Origin of the sequence: Paenibacillus sp. VCA1 (genome assembly GCF_031583795.1) — a bacterium.
GTDB classification, from domain to species: domain Bacteria; phylum Bacillota; class Bacilli; order Paenibacillales; family Paenibacillaceae; genus Paenibacillus_AQ; species Paenibacillus_AQ albilobatus.
This window is the reverse complement of the sequence record NZ_JAVLSX010000002.1, coordinates 490,753-506,392: the sequence shown is the minus strand read 5'-3', so window position 1 is coordinate 506,392 and position 15,640 is coordinate 490,753. Positions and strand designations below refer to the sequence as shown.

Below are 15,640 nucleotides of genomic sequence, written 5' to 3'. Positions count from 1 at the left end.
GGCGAAACCGAAATGGCAGATAAACAGCGCATGCTCGTATTCGTAGGTTCGTATGCCGAAGAATCTGCGGACGGCGTATATGTATATGCTTTTGACGAAACCAATGGAGAGCTTACCCGGCTGGATCAAGTATCAGGGCTCAAAAATCCGACGTTCCTGAATTTGGAAGCGCCGCGGCGCAAATTGTACGCGATCAGCGAAACGGCGGTGGACGGGGCGAAGCAAAGCGACGCGGTATCGTACGATATCGATGCGGAAGAAGGCAAGCTGAAGGAAACCAGCCGCGCGAATGCCCTGAACGGACCGTCCTGCCACATTCAGCGCAGCGCGGATAACCGTTATTTGACTTTGACGAGCTACCATAAAGGTTCGATCAGCCTGGTCGAAATGAAGGAAGACGGCACGGTCGGCCGGGTGCTGGACATCCGGAACCATGAAGGACGGAAACCCGAGCAAAAATCGCATGTTCACTCCTCTTTCTATAGTCCGGACGGCCGGTTTTTGTTCGTATGCGATTTGGGGCTGGACACGATTTTTACATACCGCATCGATCAGGACAAGCTGGTTCCGGTGAGCGAAGCGACGGTGAAGGAAGGCGCCGGGCCGCGCCACCTTACGTTCCATCCGAACGGAAAATTCGCTTACGTCATCAACGAGCTGCAATCGACCGTCACGGCGTTCCGTTACGACGCGGAGCAGGGATCCTTGACGGAAATCGAAACCGTATCGACGCTGCCGGAAGGCGTAAAGGTCGAGAACGGATGCGCGGAAATTGCGATTTCGGCAGACGGACGTTTCCTGTACGGTTCCAACCGCGGGCATGACAGCATCGTCGTCTACGCGGTGGATGCGGAAACAGGCAAGCTTGACGCGGTTCAGCATGTATCCGCGGAAGGCAAACATCCGCGCCATTTTTCCATCGTACCGGGCGGACGTTACGTGCTTGTCGTGAACCGGGATACGAACAACCTCGCTGTGTTTGCGAGAGACGCGGACAGCGGCAAACTGGCTTTTACGGGCAAATCGGCCCAAATTTCAAAGCCGGTATGCGTGTGGGCCGACCGGTTTTAAGCCGGAAGGGTCATTTTATAAATAAGGGAAGTCCCGGATATCCGGGGCTTTTTTTTATGAAGGCGAAGGCAGGTTTTTAGCTTGTAGGGAATTGAAAACGGGGAGCGGGTCCGTTAAGATCTAACCGAAGACAAGGAAAAAATTACCGCCAAGGAGGTTGTTGAGATGCGCTTTATCGATGTGACGTTAAAAACGGCCGAGCTTGATTTGCTCAAGCATTTTTACAAGGATGTGCTGCAGGTGCCGGTGGTTGCGGAGGGGGAGGATTTTTTATCGCTGCGGATCGGCGAAACGAAGCTGACGTTTGAAGAAACGCCGGAAGGGCGCCCTTTTTACCATTTTGCGTTTAACATCCCTGAAAACCGGTTCCGGGAGGCAAAAGCTTGGATCGCCGAAAAAACGGCGCTGAACACGGAAGACGGCGAAGACGAAACGAATTCTACCGATTGGAACGCCCATTCGGTGTATTTCGAGGACCCCGCCGGCAATATCCTGGAGCTGATCGCAAGACACAGCCTGAATAACGCGTCCGACCGACCCTTTGATGCGGAAAGCCTGCTATGCGTCAGCGAAGTCGGCATCGTGAAGGATGAAGTGCCGCCGTTTGTGGATGAGCTTGTCGGCCGGGGGTTTCAGAAGTATCGGGAAGGCGGCCTCGAATTTGTGCCGGTCGGGGACGAGTACGGGCTGCTGATCGTCGTAAAAAAAGATCGGCGCTGGTTTTTCGCGAAAAAAACCGCGGAGATTTTTCCGGTGAAGGTTCATATCCAAGACGTTGGCGTCATGGATTTTTGTTAAATGGTCCGCTGCAAGCCCGAAGAGGGCTTGCAGCGTTTTTTCGTTTAAGGCGCCCGGACGGGCAATGCGGCGCCAACCGGGTTACACGGCGGATGGCTGGTCAGCCTGGTTTCCGCCGCTGAGTAGAAACCTTCGCCCGATCCGGGAGGAGCTGGGGATGGCGGATGGCCGACTGCAGCGAGCAGGAACGAGACGGCCAAGCCGGACATAAGTGATGTCCTGCGTCCGTCATAAGGGGGCGCACAGTCGATGCCCTCGCCTGCGCCGCATGCTTACGGAACGCCTCGGCAATTCGGCACGCATTCAACATGCGGAGCCGTTTTCTTTTGAGGCAATAAACATTTTAGTTTTCCAGCCAGCTTTCGTCCCAGAGGATGTATCCTGTCGATTTTTCGCCGGCCGGGCCTTTGAACGTCACGTAAAGCTCCGTCGTTCCGGCAGGAAGCACCAATTCATTGTTGACGACTTTGCCGTTTCCGACTTGGCCCGTCGCGAGCGCCTGGCCGTCTTTATCCGCGATGGAATACGTTGCCGTGCCGTCGCTTTTCGGCGATTTAAATCCGACAAGCACGCCCATCCGTTTTGTTCCTTCCTTGACTTTAAAGGCGACGCCTTGGCCTGCGCTGTTGACTTCGTTAACGATGAAAGCCGTCTCGTATTGGGTTTCCCCGAACAGCAGATCCGCTTTGTTGCGCGTGATGCCGCTCGCAAAATAACTCCATTTGAGATGGGAAACGTTGTTGACGCTGAACGGTGCCCGTTCTCCTTGCTTGTTAGGCGTTTCCGCTTCTGCTTGATTTGAGCCGGTGGATATCGTGATTTGCTGCTTGGCTCCGTCAAACTTCACTTCTGCTCCTGTGGCTTCGGCCACAGCGCGGAGCGGCACGTATGTCGTTCCTTTGTAGCTGATCGGCGTGGCTTTTGCGCCGTTGGCGTCTTTAGGCGTCCAGGCTTCCCCGTTGAGCAGGAAAGTGAGCCCGTGATTCAAATTGGCCTGGATTTTCTCCAAGGTAGAAGCAGCTTGAGTGGCGGTTACCGTGCCCAGCACAAAGGCCAAGCCCAAGGAAGCCGTCAGTAGCATCTTTTTCTTCATTATACAAATTCCTCCTTGTTTGGTCTTTTTCAAGGAACTGATTTCGACATTTATGCGAAAAATCCTGCGACATTCACGAAAACAGGTCAAAGCCATCGTTTTTTGCAGCCGTCCGGTCAATCCGTACGGTTTTTTGCTTTTTATCACGGCGGCTGTATTGTGGCGGAATTTTTGCGGCGGACGGTTCATCATCAGCTTGGATTCGATTCCGGCCATATCTGCTGCGGCGATCAAAGATACCCCCGATTCGAATTTCACTTTTTCGCGGGCCGTACAGGCACAGATGGGTCATCGCCCACATAGAATGAACAGACCGCACTTGTGAGCCGCCGTCATATTTAGACGAAGTCGCGGTGCCTAAGCCATTCAGCAGGAGGTGTCATCTTTGCCCGGATTATTCAGTTTTATCGCCCTGTTTATTAAAGAACTGACGCTGCTGGTATCGTATGTCAAAAATAACGCTTTTCCTCAGCCCCTAACGGAAAAAGAGGAGAGCAAATACCTTCAATTGATGTCCGAAGGAGATGCTCATGCCCGCAATATGCTGATCGAACATAACTTACGGCTGGTGGCTCATATCGTCAAAAAATTCGACAACACCGGCGAGGACCTGGAGGATCTGATCTCGATCGGCACCATCGGGCTGATCAAAGCGATCGAAAGCTTTCAGACGGGAAAAGGAACGAAACTCGCCACGTTTGCCGCCCGCTGTATTGAAAACGAGATACTTATGCATTTACGGTCACTAAAAAAGACGCGTAAAGACGTCTCCCTTCATGATCCGATCGGAACTGACAAGGAAGGCAATGAAATCACCCTGATCGACATCCTTGGCAGCGAAGCCGACGATGTCGCCGATATGGTGCAGTTGAAAATCGAGAAAAGCAAAATATACCGCAACCTCGACATTTTGGACGAACGCGAGCAGGAAGTCATCAAGGGGCGCTTCGGGCTCGAGTTCGGCGGAGAGGAGCGGACGCAGCGGGAAATCGCCAAGGAGCTCGGCATCAGCCGCAGCTATGTATCGCGGATCGAAAAAAGGGCGCTGATGAAGCTGTATCATGAGTTTTATAAGACAAAGAGCGATAAGCAATCTTAATTGGTGAATTCAAACAAACTCAAAAGGGTTAGCCAATATCTGCCTCAAGCAATTTGAGGCGGATATTTTTTTGGGGGATATGATCTTAATCGGTGCCGAAATGATCACATTAGAAGAAATCATGCGATAGCTCCAGATTTTTTTTCGCAAGTTACACATAATATCCCTTGACGGGAATATTCCTTTTAGAGTATATTATAAACAACAGGAAGATGGTTACAACGAAGGATTGAAAACAATAAGAAGTTTGGCAAAGACGAAACCAAAGGAGTGTATAAATCAATGATCAGTAAAGTCGGTCAAATTATGCTGTATGTAAACAACCAGGACCAGTCGCGGGATTTTTGGACGGAAAAGTTGGGTTTTCACGTCGTTTCGGAAGAAACGAGCGGCGACATGAGATGGATCGAAGTTGCTCCCGCCAAGGGAGAAACAAGCATCGTGCTTCATAATAAGGAGTTCGTTGCCAAAATGAATCCCGGAATGAACCTCGGGACGCCTTCCTTAATGTTTTTTACGGAACACCTTGATCAATTGCATGGCGACTTAACCAATAAAAACGTCAAGGTCGGGGAAATTGTCGTTATGCCTGCCGGAAGAGTGTTTAACTTTGCGGATGATGAAGAAAATTACTTTGCCGTGATGGAAAAAAAGTAAATGAACATCCGGCTGAAATAATGCGGCTCGATGCCGACCCGGGAGTCTGTTTCCGACCCGGTCAGTGAGTTTTATAAAATGAAACAGTAAAGAGTGGCCGGGGGCTCGGCGAGCAGCCCGGCTTTTTTGCGTTCTGTTACAAGGGGGGAAGGCGCGTTTCACACGTAGGCGTATCAATAAATTGCCTTGTCTAGTTCGAAAGTATTTGATAAGACTCTAATATTTCTAGGGTAAATACATATATTCTGACAGGTACAAATGATCTATCGCACAAGATATTATTATCACGAATTCATCTATGTGCCTAGCTTTGCTGAGATTCAGTAGGGAAAAGGGACCAGGTACGATCCGAACGTAAACCCTTCAACTCGTCAACGTAGCCCGAAAAGGGACAGTGGATCGGATTCAAAGCGATAAAGGTGGCGGCCGTGAAACAGTGTAATAAAGTCGTATGTGCTAACTTAAATATTCTGAAGAAGAGGCTAAACGACAGTACTTCGAAACATTAATGGAGATCGTTAAAATGATGCGTGGAGTATCTTAGGACACCATTTACGCAAATCAAGTTGATGAAGCACAAAAATATCGAAATACGAACTCGATAATTATAGCTTCTAAACTGTGGGGAGTAGCTTATGAAAGTTGAAAAAAAACTTATGGACTTGTTAGGAAACACATTGAAACATATTTCTGTTAAATGTATCAGAAGGGAAAAAAAAGAATTATACAATAATATGCTTAATAAAATGTTTTTACAGTTAATAACAGCTCATAAACTCGAAGGTAAAATCGACAAAGAACAAATGAGTAATAATAATGATTTCCAGATTCTTGATCATAATTTCTTTGCCTATTTAGAAATTTGTGAAAAAAACAACCGATGCATGTTTGAAAAACAGCGTCAAGTTTTAAGAGAAATCGAGGATTTGTTCAAACTAAGAGGATATAAAGAACTGCCAATTGTGATTAAAGGGGTTTCGTTATTCGGAATTACAAACGATCATCGCCATATAAAACGAAGTAAAGATATTGATATGATTTATTCCAATCCTTCAGTCTTAGAGTCGGTATTAACAGATATCGGATTTAAAAGAGAAGGAGACGATGAGATCAGCGAACATGAATATTGCATGATGGTGAGGGAAGACATCATCATAGATGTACACAAATATGTGCCAATATTAAATTATTCCGATGGAATTATCAATAAATCAAGAAAGGCAGATTCAACGGATAGACGTATTTTCTTTGAATCATTTACAAGGATTGAAAAATCAACATTACTGTATCCAGAAATCGCCATGCATTCACTGGTCAGCGATACTTTGGAAGAAATACCTGTTCCTGATGTTCACTACCAGATATTGATTTTATGCGCGAACATCTTTAGAGACTATGTGAACTCTCATTTCCATTTTTCATCCGGAATCATCTTGGCAGAGCTGCTAGATGTAATTGAGCTTCTGAGTCACACTGCTTTTGACATTGAACAACTTATATCGATAAGCAACAATGAAAGGCGCACGTCAATTTCGTTTGTAGGTTATTTAATTTTCAAAATATTTGGTGATAATCGACTGGCACCGGCTATTGACTTTGATATGCTATATCCGAAATTTTTGTTTTGGAATGGAACGATGTATTTACCGACTCAATTAAACGAATTTGTATACTTTGATTCAAGTGACTTCGTTAATTCCCTTGTTTCAGAGAAAATCGATTTATCCACAAATGATATAAAATCAATAATACCAAATATAGAGAAATATAATTCTCATGGATCACAACATGTCAAACTAGTTACCCTGGAGAAAAAAGAAAATAATTTGAGTATTAAAATAACTCTTATTAATAAGCCAATTGCTACTGCTGCTGATGTATTTGAAATAGCGTTTGAAGGAAAGCGATGTTGTTTTTCATTTGCGGATAATGATGTAAAGATAGAAGAGAAGGTTGATGGCTGCCATATTGGACTAATCGAAGAGCCTGCTGGGTATTCAGTGATTGCTAATCTACCAGTCAAGGCGTTCATTGCCCCTTGGAAAGATAATGCGGGACTTTTTATCTGTATTACGAGGTGGGGCGATGGGCCATTATCAACCGCTATTCCTGTTAGCATAAATATTCCCCACAGTTAATCATTAGGTCGGCAATTGAAATTCAAGAAAATTTGTATCTCTCATGTCCTAATAACATATTGCATTACGAATTGGAGGTCATTCACGAAAGGAGGTGAAGAAGATGTTGAAATATGAAAAGCCGGTAATCATCGTATTGGGAGGCATTACTGAGCTTACTGGTTCAGGCGGAAAAAACAATAAAGATGGTTGGTACTACTCCAGGTTAGCTTAATATGTTTTTGTCGAGCACAGAACAGGAAGGCTGCTTGTCATAGCGGTCTTCTCTTGTCCTAAACTTATAACAAATTGGAGGCAGTTCATGAGTGAAGAGCTTAAACTGTCGAAAGACTATTTTGGATTCAAAGGGTCATTTAGTATGGATATCGATCAATGCGAAATTCACTATGAAGATCGGTTGTCTAATGAAAACTTGTATTCCGCGTGTAAAACAAATGAAATCGTACAAATAATTACGAAAAACAAGCTTTCGGATATGAAAATAAACGATAACGATTTATTTTTAGCAGGGTATATTTGGGGGAATGATGATAGAGAAAAAATAATATTAAATTCATTAAAAAACGCAGTAATACAAAAAGATTTTGAGTTCATTAGATCAATCAATGGGCAGTTTTCAGGTGGTGTTGTAGGTAATAATTCACTCTTTTTATTCAGGAATCCGCTCTCACAAAAAAACATTTTCTATCTTATAAAAAATAGTACATTATATTTTTCTACATCATTTATGGATTTGGTTGACGGTAGTATTGACTTTGATGAGGTAGCATTATCATCCTTGTGCTGGGGAGAAAATGTTTTGCCTTTTAAAGGCATCGGTATACTTAAGGAAGGCGAATTTTTAACTTTTAATGAAAATGGCTTACATATAGAAGTGTTTGACCGCTTATACTTTGAAGAACCTTTCAGGGGAGGGAAGATTGATACACTAACCGCAGAATTCAAGGAATTGTTTTCCGCATCGGTCATTTCAAAGGTGAGCCATTATCAGTCGGCGGGTTTAATGTTAAGTGGCGGTATAGATTCTGGAGCAGTCGTTGGGGCGCTTAGTTATAAAGAATATGATTTAGGCAGGTTGTTTACTTATACTTGGGGATCACAAAAATACACGTCTTGTAATGACTTTAAGTATGTAGATAAAATTTTACATATGCACAAATTCAATAATAACTATATTGATGTAGGTAACTTTGAACATATTGATATGTTGGACATGTGTAGCGAGATTCATTTCCCATCAAATCATTGCTTAATTTCTTGGTGGATGGAAGCAGCAAATCTTGCTAGATATCATAACAATGCTTGCATGATTAGTGGTCTTATGGCTGACACTCTGCTTGATACAAATAACTTAAGGCCTCAAGCCGTTGGACTGAATTTAAGAGAGAGATTGCACTTGTTTTTTCATGGAGCAGGAGTTCCTTACTATAACTACTTTAAAAAAGCATATTCCTCTCACTCAGACATTAATTTTAACGGAGTGGATAATAGAGGAATAGACATATTTACTGAGAAATCAAAGCAAAATATTTCTACATTCTTAAAAAGTCCCTATAATGTTTTCAATTTGCAGTATTTAACTCTTGATCATACAGTGTTTTATGAAAATGAAGTAATACACTTTTCACCATATATTGATCGAGATGTTCAGATTTTTGCACATTCCTTGCAGGATATATTCAAACGCGTTCCTTTTCAAGGTAAGGATATCAGCAAGCCAATATTAAGAGCTGGTTTTTTAAACGAGTTACCTCGCGAGGTTTGCTCAAGAGTATCCAAATCCAACTTTGAAGAGGTAATCTTTAAATATGTTGATATGAATAGAAGAAAGATTCTCTCTATTTTTAGAGACTCAAACTTGGTTCAGTTTGGCATTGTGGATTACGACAATCTGGAAAAAGTTTTTAATAATAGAGACTTATTAGAGTTAAATGCCGGTACGATTCTAATATCGGGAATGATTGAATTATGGGTAAATGGAATCAGGAAGCGGAGGCGCCGATCTTATGTATAAATTAGCGGAAAATGTTTTTTTTTGAGAAGACAGATACAGAGAGTTATTTTATTGACGTAAACTCTGGAAGATACATATACAATAATGCATCGTCAACTTTAATTATTGAGTGTTTACTAAATTCAAATCATTTGGAAGAGGTCATGGAGAAAGTATCAAACACTTATACAGTGGATGCTCAGGAACTAAGACAGGACATCATGAACACACTCAATCAGTTGAAAGATTTAAATTTAATATATGAATGTGGTGAAACTGGATGGAACACTATAAATCTATCGGTAAATTAAATATACGTATTACGATCAACAATGACTTGTATACTGATTTTATAAATACTTTTCTCATTTTCGATGTTCCTGAGCGTGAAGAAATAAGATGCAAGATTAATATATTATTTAAAGAAAAAAACGAAATGCCGGATATCCGGCTAGACCTGTCAGCCTTCAAAAAGATTGAATTAAAAAATGTTATCTACTATTATCCCGAAAACTTAGAACTATACTATGTTGACGGTAACTATTTTACTGGAATGATTAATATAAATAAACAAGAAGCGAATTGGTATGTCTATGAGACGATTGAGCCAAGGACGTTATTCCATTTACTAATACTAGATCCAATATCATTGATTGCTCCGTATTATAATTTGCTGATTGGACATGGGGCAGTCATTAGGGAAAATAATCATGCACATGTCATATTTGGGCACTCGGGAGTTGGGAAAAGCACGGTATCAAGGCTGATATCTAATAGATTTGCCAACTTGGATAAAATTTCAGATGATACATTTGCCTTTGAAGTTGGAGATAGAGATATTAAAGTGATTCCTTTTAATACAGGTGAGGGATATTTAAAATCTGACCATGATATAAATGAAGAGGTTAGAAATTTAAGGGATAAGATCATAATCGAGAATACCGAAAAATTTTACATACTAGACGGACTAACCACCCTGAGTGATCCATTAATGCTAAAAAATAGTTATTTTTTGTGGAGAGATACTTCTACAGATCCAGATGTCTGTACTCAAATCAAGGAACTCAATGATGTTGATTACCTAAGGGAGCTATTGGAATCCCATACTTCTATCCCCAGTTTGTATACCCAAAAAAAATTTATACTATGGAAGTCAATCAGTGATCAATCAGTCGGATTTTTAATCAGATATTGTGAACTATGTAATGTTGAAAAATTTGGCCTTTTTATGGGGTGGGTGTATGACGAATCAATTTAAAAAAATCTCTTACCAAATAATGAAAGGATCTCGTCCAAATTACAAAATGATCTTTTATAAGAATTTTTCTATTATTCAATCATTATTCGTTTATTTAAAAATTTTAAAAATTTATAAAAAGGAGGGTTTGAAAAGTGCCCTTCATTTAACCGATTTGATAAAGAAAAAGAAACAATCAGACGAGGACAAAATAAGTTACGATGATTTATTGAACTTTTCAATGATGTTAATTAGTTTTTATAGATTCTTCGGAAGGTTATTTGGCGAAACTGGAAATTGTTTAGAACGATCGGTAGGTTTATATTCAGCATTGTTGTATTTAGGCATTAAATCGGAGTTGATTATTGCTAAGCCCAAAAAGAGAGGGTCATTAGATTTTATGTTTCATTCTTGGGTAGAGATTTCTAGAAGACCAGTGAATGATTTCGATGATGTCAGAGATCATTATTACGTACTCTATACGCATGAACCGTGAAAAAGATCGCGAGAGGCGGTGTAATGGTGAATCAGGCCAGGAGTGCCATTATCGAGGTTTTGAATAAAAGCAAAAAAGTTCTATTTCTCATTTTATTTTTCAATATATCCGCTTCATTAGTTTCCATACTGCAACCCGTAATTTTTAAAGATTTGTTCGATGAGCTTTTGCCTAAAAAGGAAATAAATACTGCCATTTTTTATATTTTGATAATCGTATTCATTCCTATTGTATTTGCCGCACTCAATAGTTTTACAGCGTATTACAACAATGAGCTAGGAAATAAACTTTCAAAAAACTTAAGAGTAAGATTATTTTCGCATTTACTTCAGATTAGGCCTAAACAGGTCGATCAGGTTGGACGAGGAGAAATTATTAACCGGCTGACATCCCAAGTCGGGATGTTATGTGAGGTATTCGTTGTAGAGACAGTGATGTCGGTCGTCTCTAATCTCATTTTATTATTTGCCACTTTGTGGATCATGTTTTCAATGAGCTTTGAACTTACGTTAGTTGCAATGATTTCGTTTCCGGTTTTTATGTACATTTTCAAACGATTTAGAAAAAAAACTGAAAAACTTGACGGAAGTTATTATTCGATCCTGGAAAAAGGCATGAGTTATTTAAATGATTTCTTTTCTAATCTTAAATCGGTTCAAATATTTAACGGGCAAGAGGTTGAAAAAAAGAGATGGAATCAATGGAATGATCAAGCTTGGAAAATATCAAAACAGTCCTATGTTTTTCATAACATGGTCGTAAACTTGATCGCGGATACGGTGATCTCGTTAATTACGGGAATTATATATGGTTACAGCCTTTATTTAATATTATCAGGAAAAATCTCATCGGGCACGCTACTGGCGTTTATTATATTGCTCCCAAGACTGTACAGTATTTTTAAGTCGTTGTTTACAGTAAATATAGATTTAACCAGAATGAAAGTCATTATGGGAAATATAAATGAAATTCTTAATTTGGAAAAGTTAAAATATGGTATCCTAACTCCTGATTTTAATAAAATACCTAGATTGGAATTCAAAAATGTTTCTTATAGCTATGCAGGTGAAAACTCCCCCGGAATTTCAAATTTCAACTTAGATGTAGCACCAGGGAGTTTTATCGGCATTGTAGGCTTAAGCGGGTCAGGAAAATCTACTTTATTCGAATTAGTTCATCGACATATTGAACCGGAGTCTGGAGAAATATTGCTTGACGGAACCAGCATTTCTGAATTCAACATCCATAAGTTTAGAAAGTATGTGGGCTATAATCCGCAAAAAACGATACTTTGGAACCACAGCATTCTCGAGAATATTATTTATCCAATAAAAAAGGAAGAGATGAATGAGGCACTAATCCAAAGGTTTCATCATGTGGTTGAACTTGCGCATGTGAAAGATTTTGTCGAGATCATACCGAACAAATATGATACAAAGGTTGAAAGCAACGGAGAAAATTTATCAGGTGGAGAAATTCAAAGGATCTTATTAGCCAGAACTTTCATGAATGATCCCAAAATTCTCATGTTAGATGAATATACTTCTGCTTTGGATGCCATCACGGAAAGTTATTTAAATGATACTTTATTAAAATTGAAAGGTCATCAAACCATTCTGGTCATTGCGCATAGACTATCAACGATTAAGTATGCTGACTTCATCATCGTGGTCGATAACGGCAAGATTGTGGAGAAAGGCAGCCCGGATGAATTGCTGTCCAGAAAAGGTATTTTTTACTCGATGCATGAAAAACAGAAGATATAAGTGTGATGATTCAGGCCGTCAGGATGGATTCCCGGCAGCCCCAAAACGCCATTCGGCGTTTTTTTCTTTATCCGCTATACATCCTCCGAATATCTCATCTTCCGGTAATGTGAAGGCGAATACCCCTCCTGCGCTTTGAACATCCGGCTGAAATAATGCGGCTCGATGCCGACCCGGGAGGCGATTTCCGACACGGTCAGCTCGGTTCCGGCCAGCAGCGTTTTCGCTTTCTCTATGCGCATCCGGTTCAAATAGTGGATCGGCGACAATCCAAGCATGCCGCGGAACAGCTGGCTGAAATAGTTCGGGTTCAGATGAACCTGCTTCGCCAAATCCTTTACCGAAAGCGGCTCCGAAATATTCTCCTCCATATAACGGATGACCGTTTCCATCGCCTGGTGCGAAGGCGAACCCGCCAAATTGACGCGGCGGATGCCCGAGCGTTCGAAAAAATAACAGAGCAGTTCCAGCAAAATGGAATTGACCTTCCAGCCGGCCAGCAGCTCGTCGCTGCGGTGATAATGAATCAGATCCTTGAACAACCGCACGACCTTGTCCGGTTCCTCGACGTTGATATAGTCCGGTTTTTCAAGCGCCTGCAAAATGTTTAAATCCGAAACGCCCGCGGAAAAATGGCACCAGTACATGAGGAACGTGTTGCCGCCGACCGTGCCGTGGGCCTGATGGACGCCTTCCGGGATCAAAAACAGCTGGCCGGGCTTGGGCGAATACTCCGCGCCGTTGATGCGGAGCCAGCCTTCCCCTTCCATAAAAAAATAAAATTTATGCGCATCGGGGATGAAGGAAGGGCTGCCCCAATCCGGAGAAACTTTGTTGATGTCGGCGATAAACAGATTGGTCTGAACGTTGGATATGTATTGCTTAAAAAGCCCCTGGTCGATGGGAATCCGCCCCCTGCCTCAGTAACATGAAGATCGCCCCGCTGCCGCCGCAGCGCGGACTTGGAAAAAAACAACTGTGAATTGTATAAATCCATTATAACGGGCCCCCGCTAAAATGGAACTGTAACGCCATTTAGATTAGGAGTGGGTCCATTTGATCTTTGAAGCACAACGAACCGTCAAGCTGCCGCGGTTGTCCGGCAACAGGCCGTCCCATCCGAAGGACGATTGGCTGCTCAGCCCCGAACCTTTCCGAACGGGAATATACGGCACGGAACATCCGCACGAGCTTGTGATGGACAACGGTTTAATCCGCCGCACATGGCGTTTATTTCCGAATGCCGCCACGGTTGCCTTCGACAACCTGATGACCTCGGAGACGATCATCCGGGGCGTGAAACCGGAGGCGCTCATCCGCCTGAACGGGATCGATTACGAAATCGGCGGCTTAAAAGGGCAGGCGGAATACGGTTACTTGCGGCGCGAGTGGGTCGACGCCCTGACGGCAACCCCGGATGCTTTTCAATGTACAGGGTATGAAACGGGGCCGATCAAGGAGCGGTTTCCGTACCGGCGCGTTTCCGAAACGGAAGCTGCCGTATGGCCTCCGCCGGGGATGGCGCTCAAACTGCATTTTGCGCCGCCGGAGCGTGCGAAGGAACTGAAAGGGCTTGTTTTATCCGTTCATTACGAGATGTACGACGGCCTGCCGCTGCTGGCCAAATGGATTTCCCTCCGCAACGGAAGCGAAAGGGCTTGGCGGATCGATTCGTTTACGAGTGAAATGCTGGCCGTCGTGGAGTGGGAGTCGCCCGTGGAAACGCCGGACCGTTGGGATTATCCGAACATCGATGTGGAGAGCGATTACGCCTTCCAGGGGATGACCCGGAAAAAAGCGAACCGCACGACCTGCTGGCTGCCCGATCCCGATTACACGTCGCAGGTAAATTATGATTGCCATACTCCGCTGCTGCTTGTCAGCAAGCCGCCGCTTGGACCCGGAGTTACCCTGCCGCCCGGCGAGGCGTTCGACACGTTCCGGACGTTTGAGCTGGTTCATGACAGCACGGACCGTGAGCGCAAGGGGCTTGCTCAAAAAAGGATGTACCGCGTTTTGGCCCCTTGGGTCGAAGACAATCCGATTTTCATGCACCTCATGAGCGACAGGCCGGACGAGGTGCGGGCGGCCATCGACCAATGCGCCGAGGTCGGCTTCGAAATGGTGATCTTGTCTTTCGGAAGCGGCTTTGACATGGAGAATGACGATCCCGCATATATAAAGCGGATGAAGGAGTTGGCCGACTATGCGCATCGTAAGGGCATCCGGATCGGCGGATACTCCCTGCTCGCGAGCCGGACGATCGGCGCCGAAGACGATGTCGTCAACCCGAACGGGGCTTATTATGTGCATGCGCCATGTTTGGGGAGCCGCTGGGGCCGCGAATATTTGCAAAAAATGAGGACCTTTCTGGAGCGGACCGGCTTTGACGCATTGGAGCATGACGGCTCGTATGCAGGCGACATTTGCGGCTCGACGGAGCATCCGGGCCATATCGGACGGGAGGATTCGCAGTGGATGCAGTGGAGGGCGATCACCGATTATTACAAATGGTGCAGGGGAAGCGGCGTGTACCTCAACGTGCCGGATTGGTATTTTCTGAACGGCTCGAACAAAACGGGCATGGGATACCGCGAAGTCAACTGGGCCTTGCCGAGGGAAAGGCAGCTGATCTTGGCCCGGCAAAACATTTTTGATGGCACTTGGGAAAAAACGCCGGGCATGGGCTGGATGTTCGTCCCTTTGATGCCTTATCATGGAGGAGGGGCCGAAGCGGTTTTGGAACCGCTTTCCGAACATTTGGACGACTATGCTTCCCATCTGGCCAACCATTTCGCCTCGGGAGTGCAGGCCATTTACAGGGGCCGTCGCCTGTTTGATACGGAGGAGACGAAGCGGGTTGTCCGGCAGTGGGTCGATTTTTATAAAACATACCGCCCGATCCTCGATTCGGACATGATCCATGTCCGCAGGCCCGACGGCCGGGATTACGATTGCATCCTGCACGTGAATCCCCGCTTGGCGCACAGAGGGCTCGCCGTCGTGCATAATCCGCTTGACGAGCCGCTCCGAACGACACTCCGCCTGCCGCTTTATTACACCGGCTTGACGGATGCGGCGTCCATTCGGGAGCGGGAGGGGACGCCGGTGTTTTATGAACTGGACCGGACATTCCATGCGGAAGTTCCCGTTACGGTGGCGGGAAAAAGCATGACCTGGCTTGTCATCGAAAAGCCTGAAGGATGACGGACGATAGACGCCTGAAACGACAGGCAAAGGCTTGTTTGGCGGCAAGCAAGCCTCGGCATGAGGAACATGCCGCACAACCTGA

The 15,640-nt window shown here is 44.2% G+C and carries 13 protein-coding genes; 11 read left to right on the top strand and 2 right to left on the bottom strand.

Going from position 1 to position 15,640, the window contains the following annotated elements:
- Positions 1–12: 12 nt before the first annotated feature.
- Both RJP21_RS05940 and RJP21_RS05935 read left to right on the top strand, forming a co-directional pair.
- On the top strand, positions 13–1,071 hold the full coding sequence (locus tag RJP21_RS05940) for a lactonase family protein (protein ID WP_310858482.1): 1,059 nt from the start codon (positions 13–15) through the stop codon (positions 1,069–1,071).
- A gap of 165 nt (positions 1,072–1,236) precedes the next feature.
- On the top strand, positions 1,237–1,869 hold the full coding sequence (locus RJP21_RS05935) for a VOC family protein (protein WP_310858481.1): 633 nt from the start codon (positions 1,237–1,239) through the stop codon (positions 1,867–1,869).
- A gap of 343 nt (positions 1,870–2,212) precedes the next feature.
- Here RJP21_RS05935 and RJP21_RS05930 read toward each other — a convergent pair whose 3' ends face one another.
- Positions 2,213–2,962, bottom strand: coding sequence for a stalk domain-containing protein (locus RJP21_RS05930; protein WP_310858480.1), 750 nt, complete (start codon positions 2,960–2,962; stop codon positions 2,213–2,215).
- Between the two features lie 385 nt (positions 2,963–3,347).
- Here RJP21_RS05930 and sigK point away from each other — a divergent pair, with 385 nt between their 5' ends.
- The 8 genes from sigK to RJP21_RS05895 all read left to right on the top strand — a co-directional run bounded on the left by sigK (position 3,348) and on the right by RJP21_RS05895 (position 12,348).
- Positions 3,348–4,061, top strand: a complete 714-nt coding sequence (gene sigK, locus RJP21_RS05925; protein WP_160043423.1) for an RNA polymerase sporulation sigma factor SigK — start codon at positions 3,348–3,350, stop codon at positions 4,059–4,061.
- A gap of 282 nt (positions 4,062–4,343) precedes the next feature.
- A complete protein-coding gene (locus tag RJP21_RS05920; protein ID WP_310858479.1) occupies positions 4,344–4,718 on the top strand; it encodes a VOC family protein in 375 nt (124 codons plus the stop codon).
- Between the two features lie 635 nt (positions 4,719–5,353).
- Positions 5,354–6,856: a nucleotidyltransferase family protein gene (locus RJP21_RS05915; RefSeq protein ID WP_310858478.1), complete on the top strand. Its 1,503-nt coding sequence runs from the start codon at positions 5,354–5,356 to the stop codon at positions 6,854–6,856.
- 301 nt (positions 6,857–7,157) lie between these two features.
- The gene (locus tag RJP21_RS05910; protein WP_310858477.1) at positions 7,158–8,870 is read left to right on the top strand and encodes an asparagine synthase-related protein; all 1,713 of its coding nucleotides are present in this window, start codon (positions 7,158–7,160) and stop codon (positions 8,868–8,870) included.
- A gap of 11 nt (positions 8,871–8,881) precedes the next feature.
- Positions 8,882–9,160, top strand: a complete 279-nt coding sequence (locus RJP21_RS31240; protein WP_397386178.1) for a PqqD family protein — start codon at positions 8,882–8,884, stop codon at positions 9,158–9,160.
- Entirely contained in the window at positions 9,130–10,107 is a 978-nt protein-coding gene (locus RJP21_RS05905) for a hypothetical protein (RefSeq protein WP_310858476.1), read from the top strand. Before RJP21_RS31240 ends, RJP21_RS05905 begins: the two co-directional genes overlap by 31 nt.
- Positions 10,091–10,582, top strand: coding sequence for a lasso peptide biosynthesis protein (locus RJP21_RS05900; protein ID WP_310858475.1), 492 nt, complete (start codon positions 10,091–10,093; stop codon positions 10,580–10,582). The genes RJP21_RS05905 and RJP21_RS05900 overlap by 17 nt, the downstream gene beginning before the upstream one ends.
- A gap of 23 nt (positions 10,583–10,605) precedes the next feature.
- Entirely contained in the window at positions 10,606–12,348 is a 1,743-nt protein-coding gene (locus RJP21_RS05895; RefSeq protein ID WP_310858474.1) for an ABC transporter ATP-binding protein, read from the top strand.
- 74 nt (positions 12,349–12,422) lie between these two features.
- On the opposite strand, the gene RJP21_RS05890 is transcribed toward RJP21_RS05895, so the two are convergent.
- On the bottom strand, positions 12,423–13,148 hold the full coding sequence (locus tag RJP21_RS05890; RefSeq protein WP_310858617.1) for a helix-turn-helix domain-containing protein: 726 nt from the start codon (positions 13,146–13,148) through the stop codon (positions 12,423–12,425).
- Positions 13,149–13,404: 256 nt separating this feature from the next.
- On the opposite strand from RJP21_RS05890, the gene RJP21_RS05885 reads away from it, so the two are divergent.
- Positions 13,405–15,555 (top strand): alpha-amylase family protein, encoded by a 2,151-nt coding sequence (locus tag RJP21_RS05885; RefSeq protein WP_310858473.1) that lies wholly within the window; start codon positions 13,405–13,407, stop codon positions 15,553–15,555.
- Positions 15,556–15,640 lie beyond the last annotated feature (85 nt).

What these genes read in the sequence shown, in the direction of transcription:
- RJP21_RS05935 (WP_310858481.1), top strand. Translation starts at nt 1,237, where the DNA reads ATGCGCTTTATCGATGTGACGTTAAAAACGGCCGAGCTTGATTTGCTC.
- RJP21_RS31240 (WP_397386178.1), top strand. Translation starts at nt 8,882, where the DNA reads ATGTTTTTTTTTGAGAAGACAGATACAGAGAGTTATTTTATTGACGTA.
- RJP21_RS05895 (WP_310858474.1), top strand. Translation starts at nt 10,606, where the DNA reads ATGGTGAATCAGGCCAGGAGTGCCATTATCGAGGTTTTGAATAAAAGC.
- RJP21_RS05900 (WP_310858475.1), top strand. Translation starts at nt 10,091, where the DNA reads ATGACGAATCAATTTAAAAAAATCTCTTACCAAATAATGAAAGGATCT.
- RJP21_RS05905 (WP_310858476.1), top strand. Translation starts at nt 9,130, where the DNA reads ATGGAACACTATAAATCTATCGGTAAATTAAATATACGTATTACGATC.
- RJP21_RS05940 (WP_310858482.1), top strand. Translation starts at nt 13, where the DNA reads ATGGCAGATAAACAGCGCATGCTCGTATTCGTAGGTTCGTATGCCGAA.
- RJP21_RS05915 (WP_310858478.1), top strand. Translation starts at nt 5,354, where the DNA reads ATGAAAGTTGAAAAAAAACTTATGGACTTGTTAGGAAACACATTGAAA.
- RJP21_RS05910 (WP_310858477.1), top strand. Translation starts at nt 7,158, where the DNA reads ATGAGTGAAGAGCTTAAACTGTCGAAAGACTATTTTGGATTCAAAGGG.
- RJP21_RS05920 (WP_310858479.1), top strand. Translation starts at nt 4,344, where the DNA reads ATGATCAGTAAAGTCGGTCAAATTATGCTGTATGTAAACAACCAGGAC.
- RJP21_RS05930 (WP_310858480.1), bottom strand. Translation starts at nt 2,962, where the DNA reads ATGAAGAAAAAGATGCTACTGACGGCTTCCTTGGGCTTGGCCTTTGTG.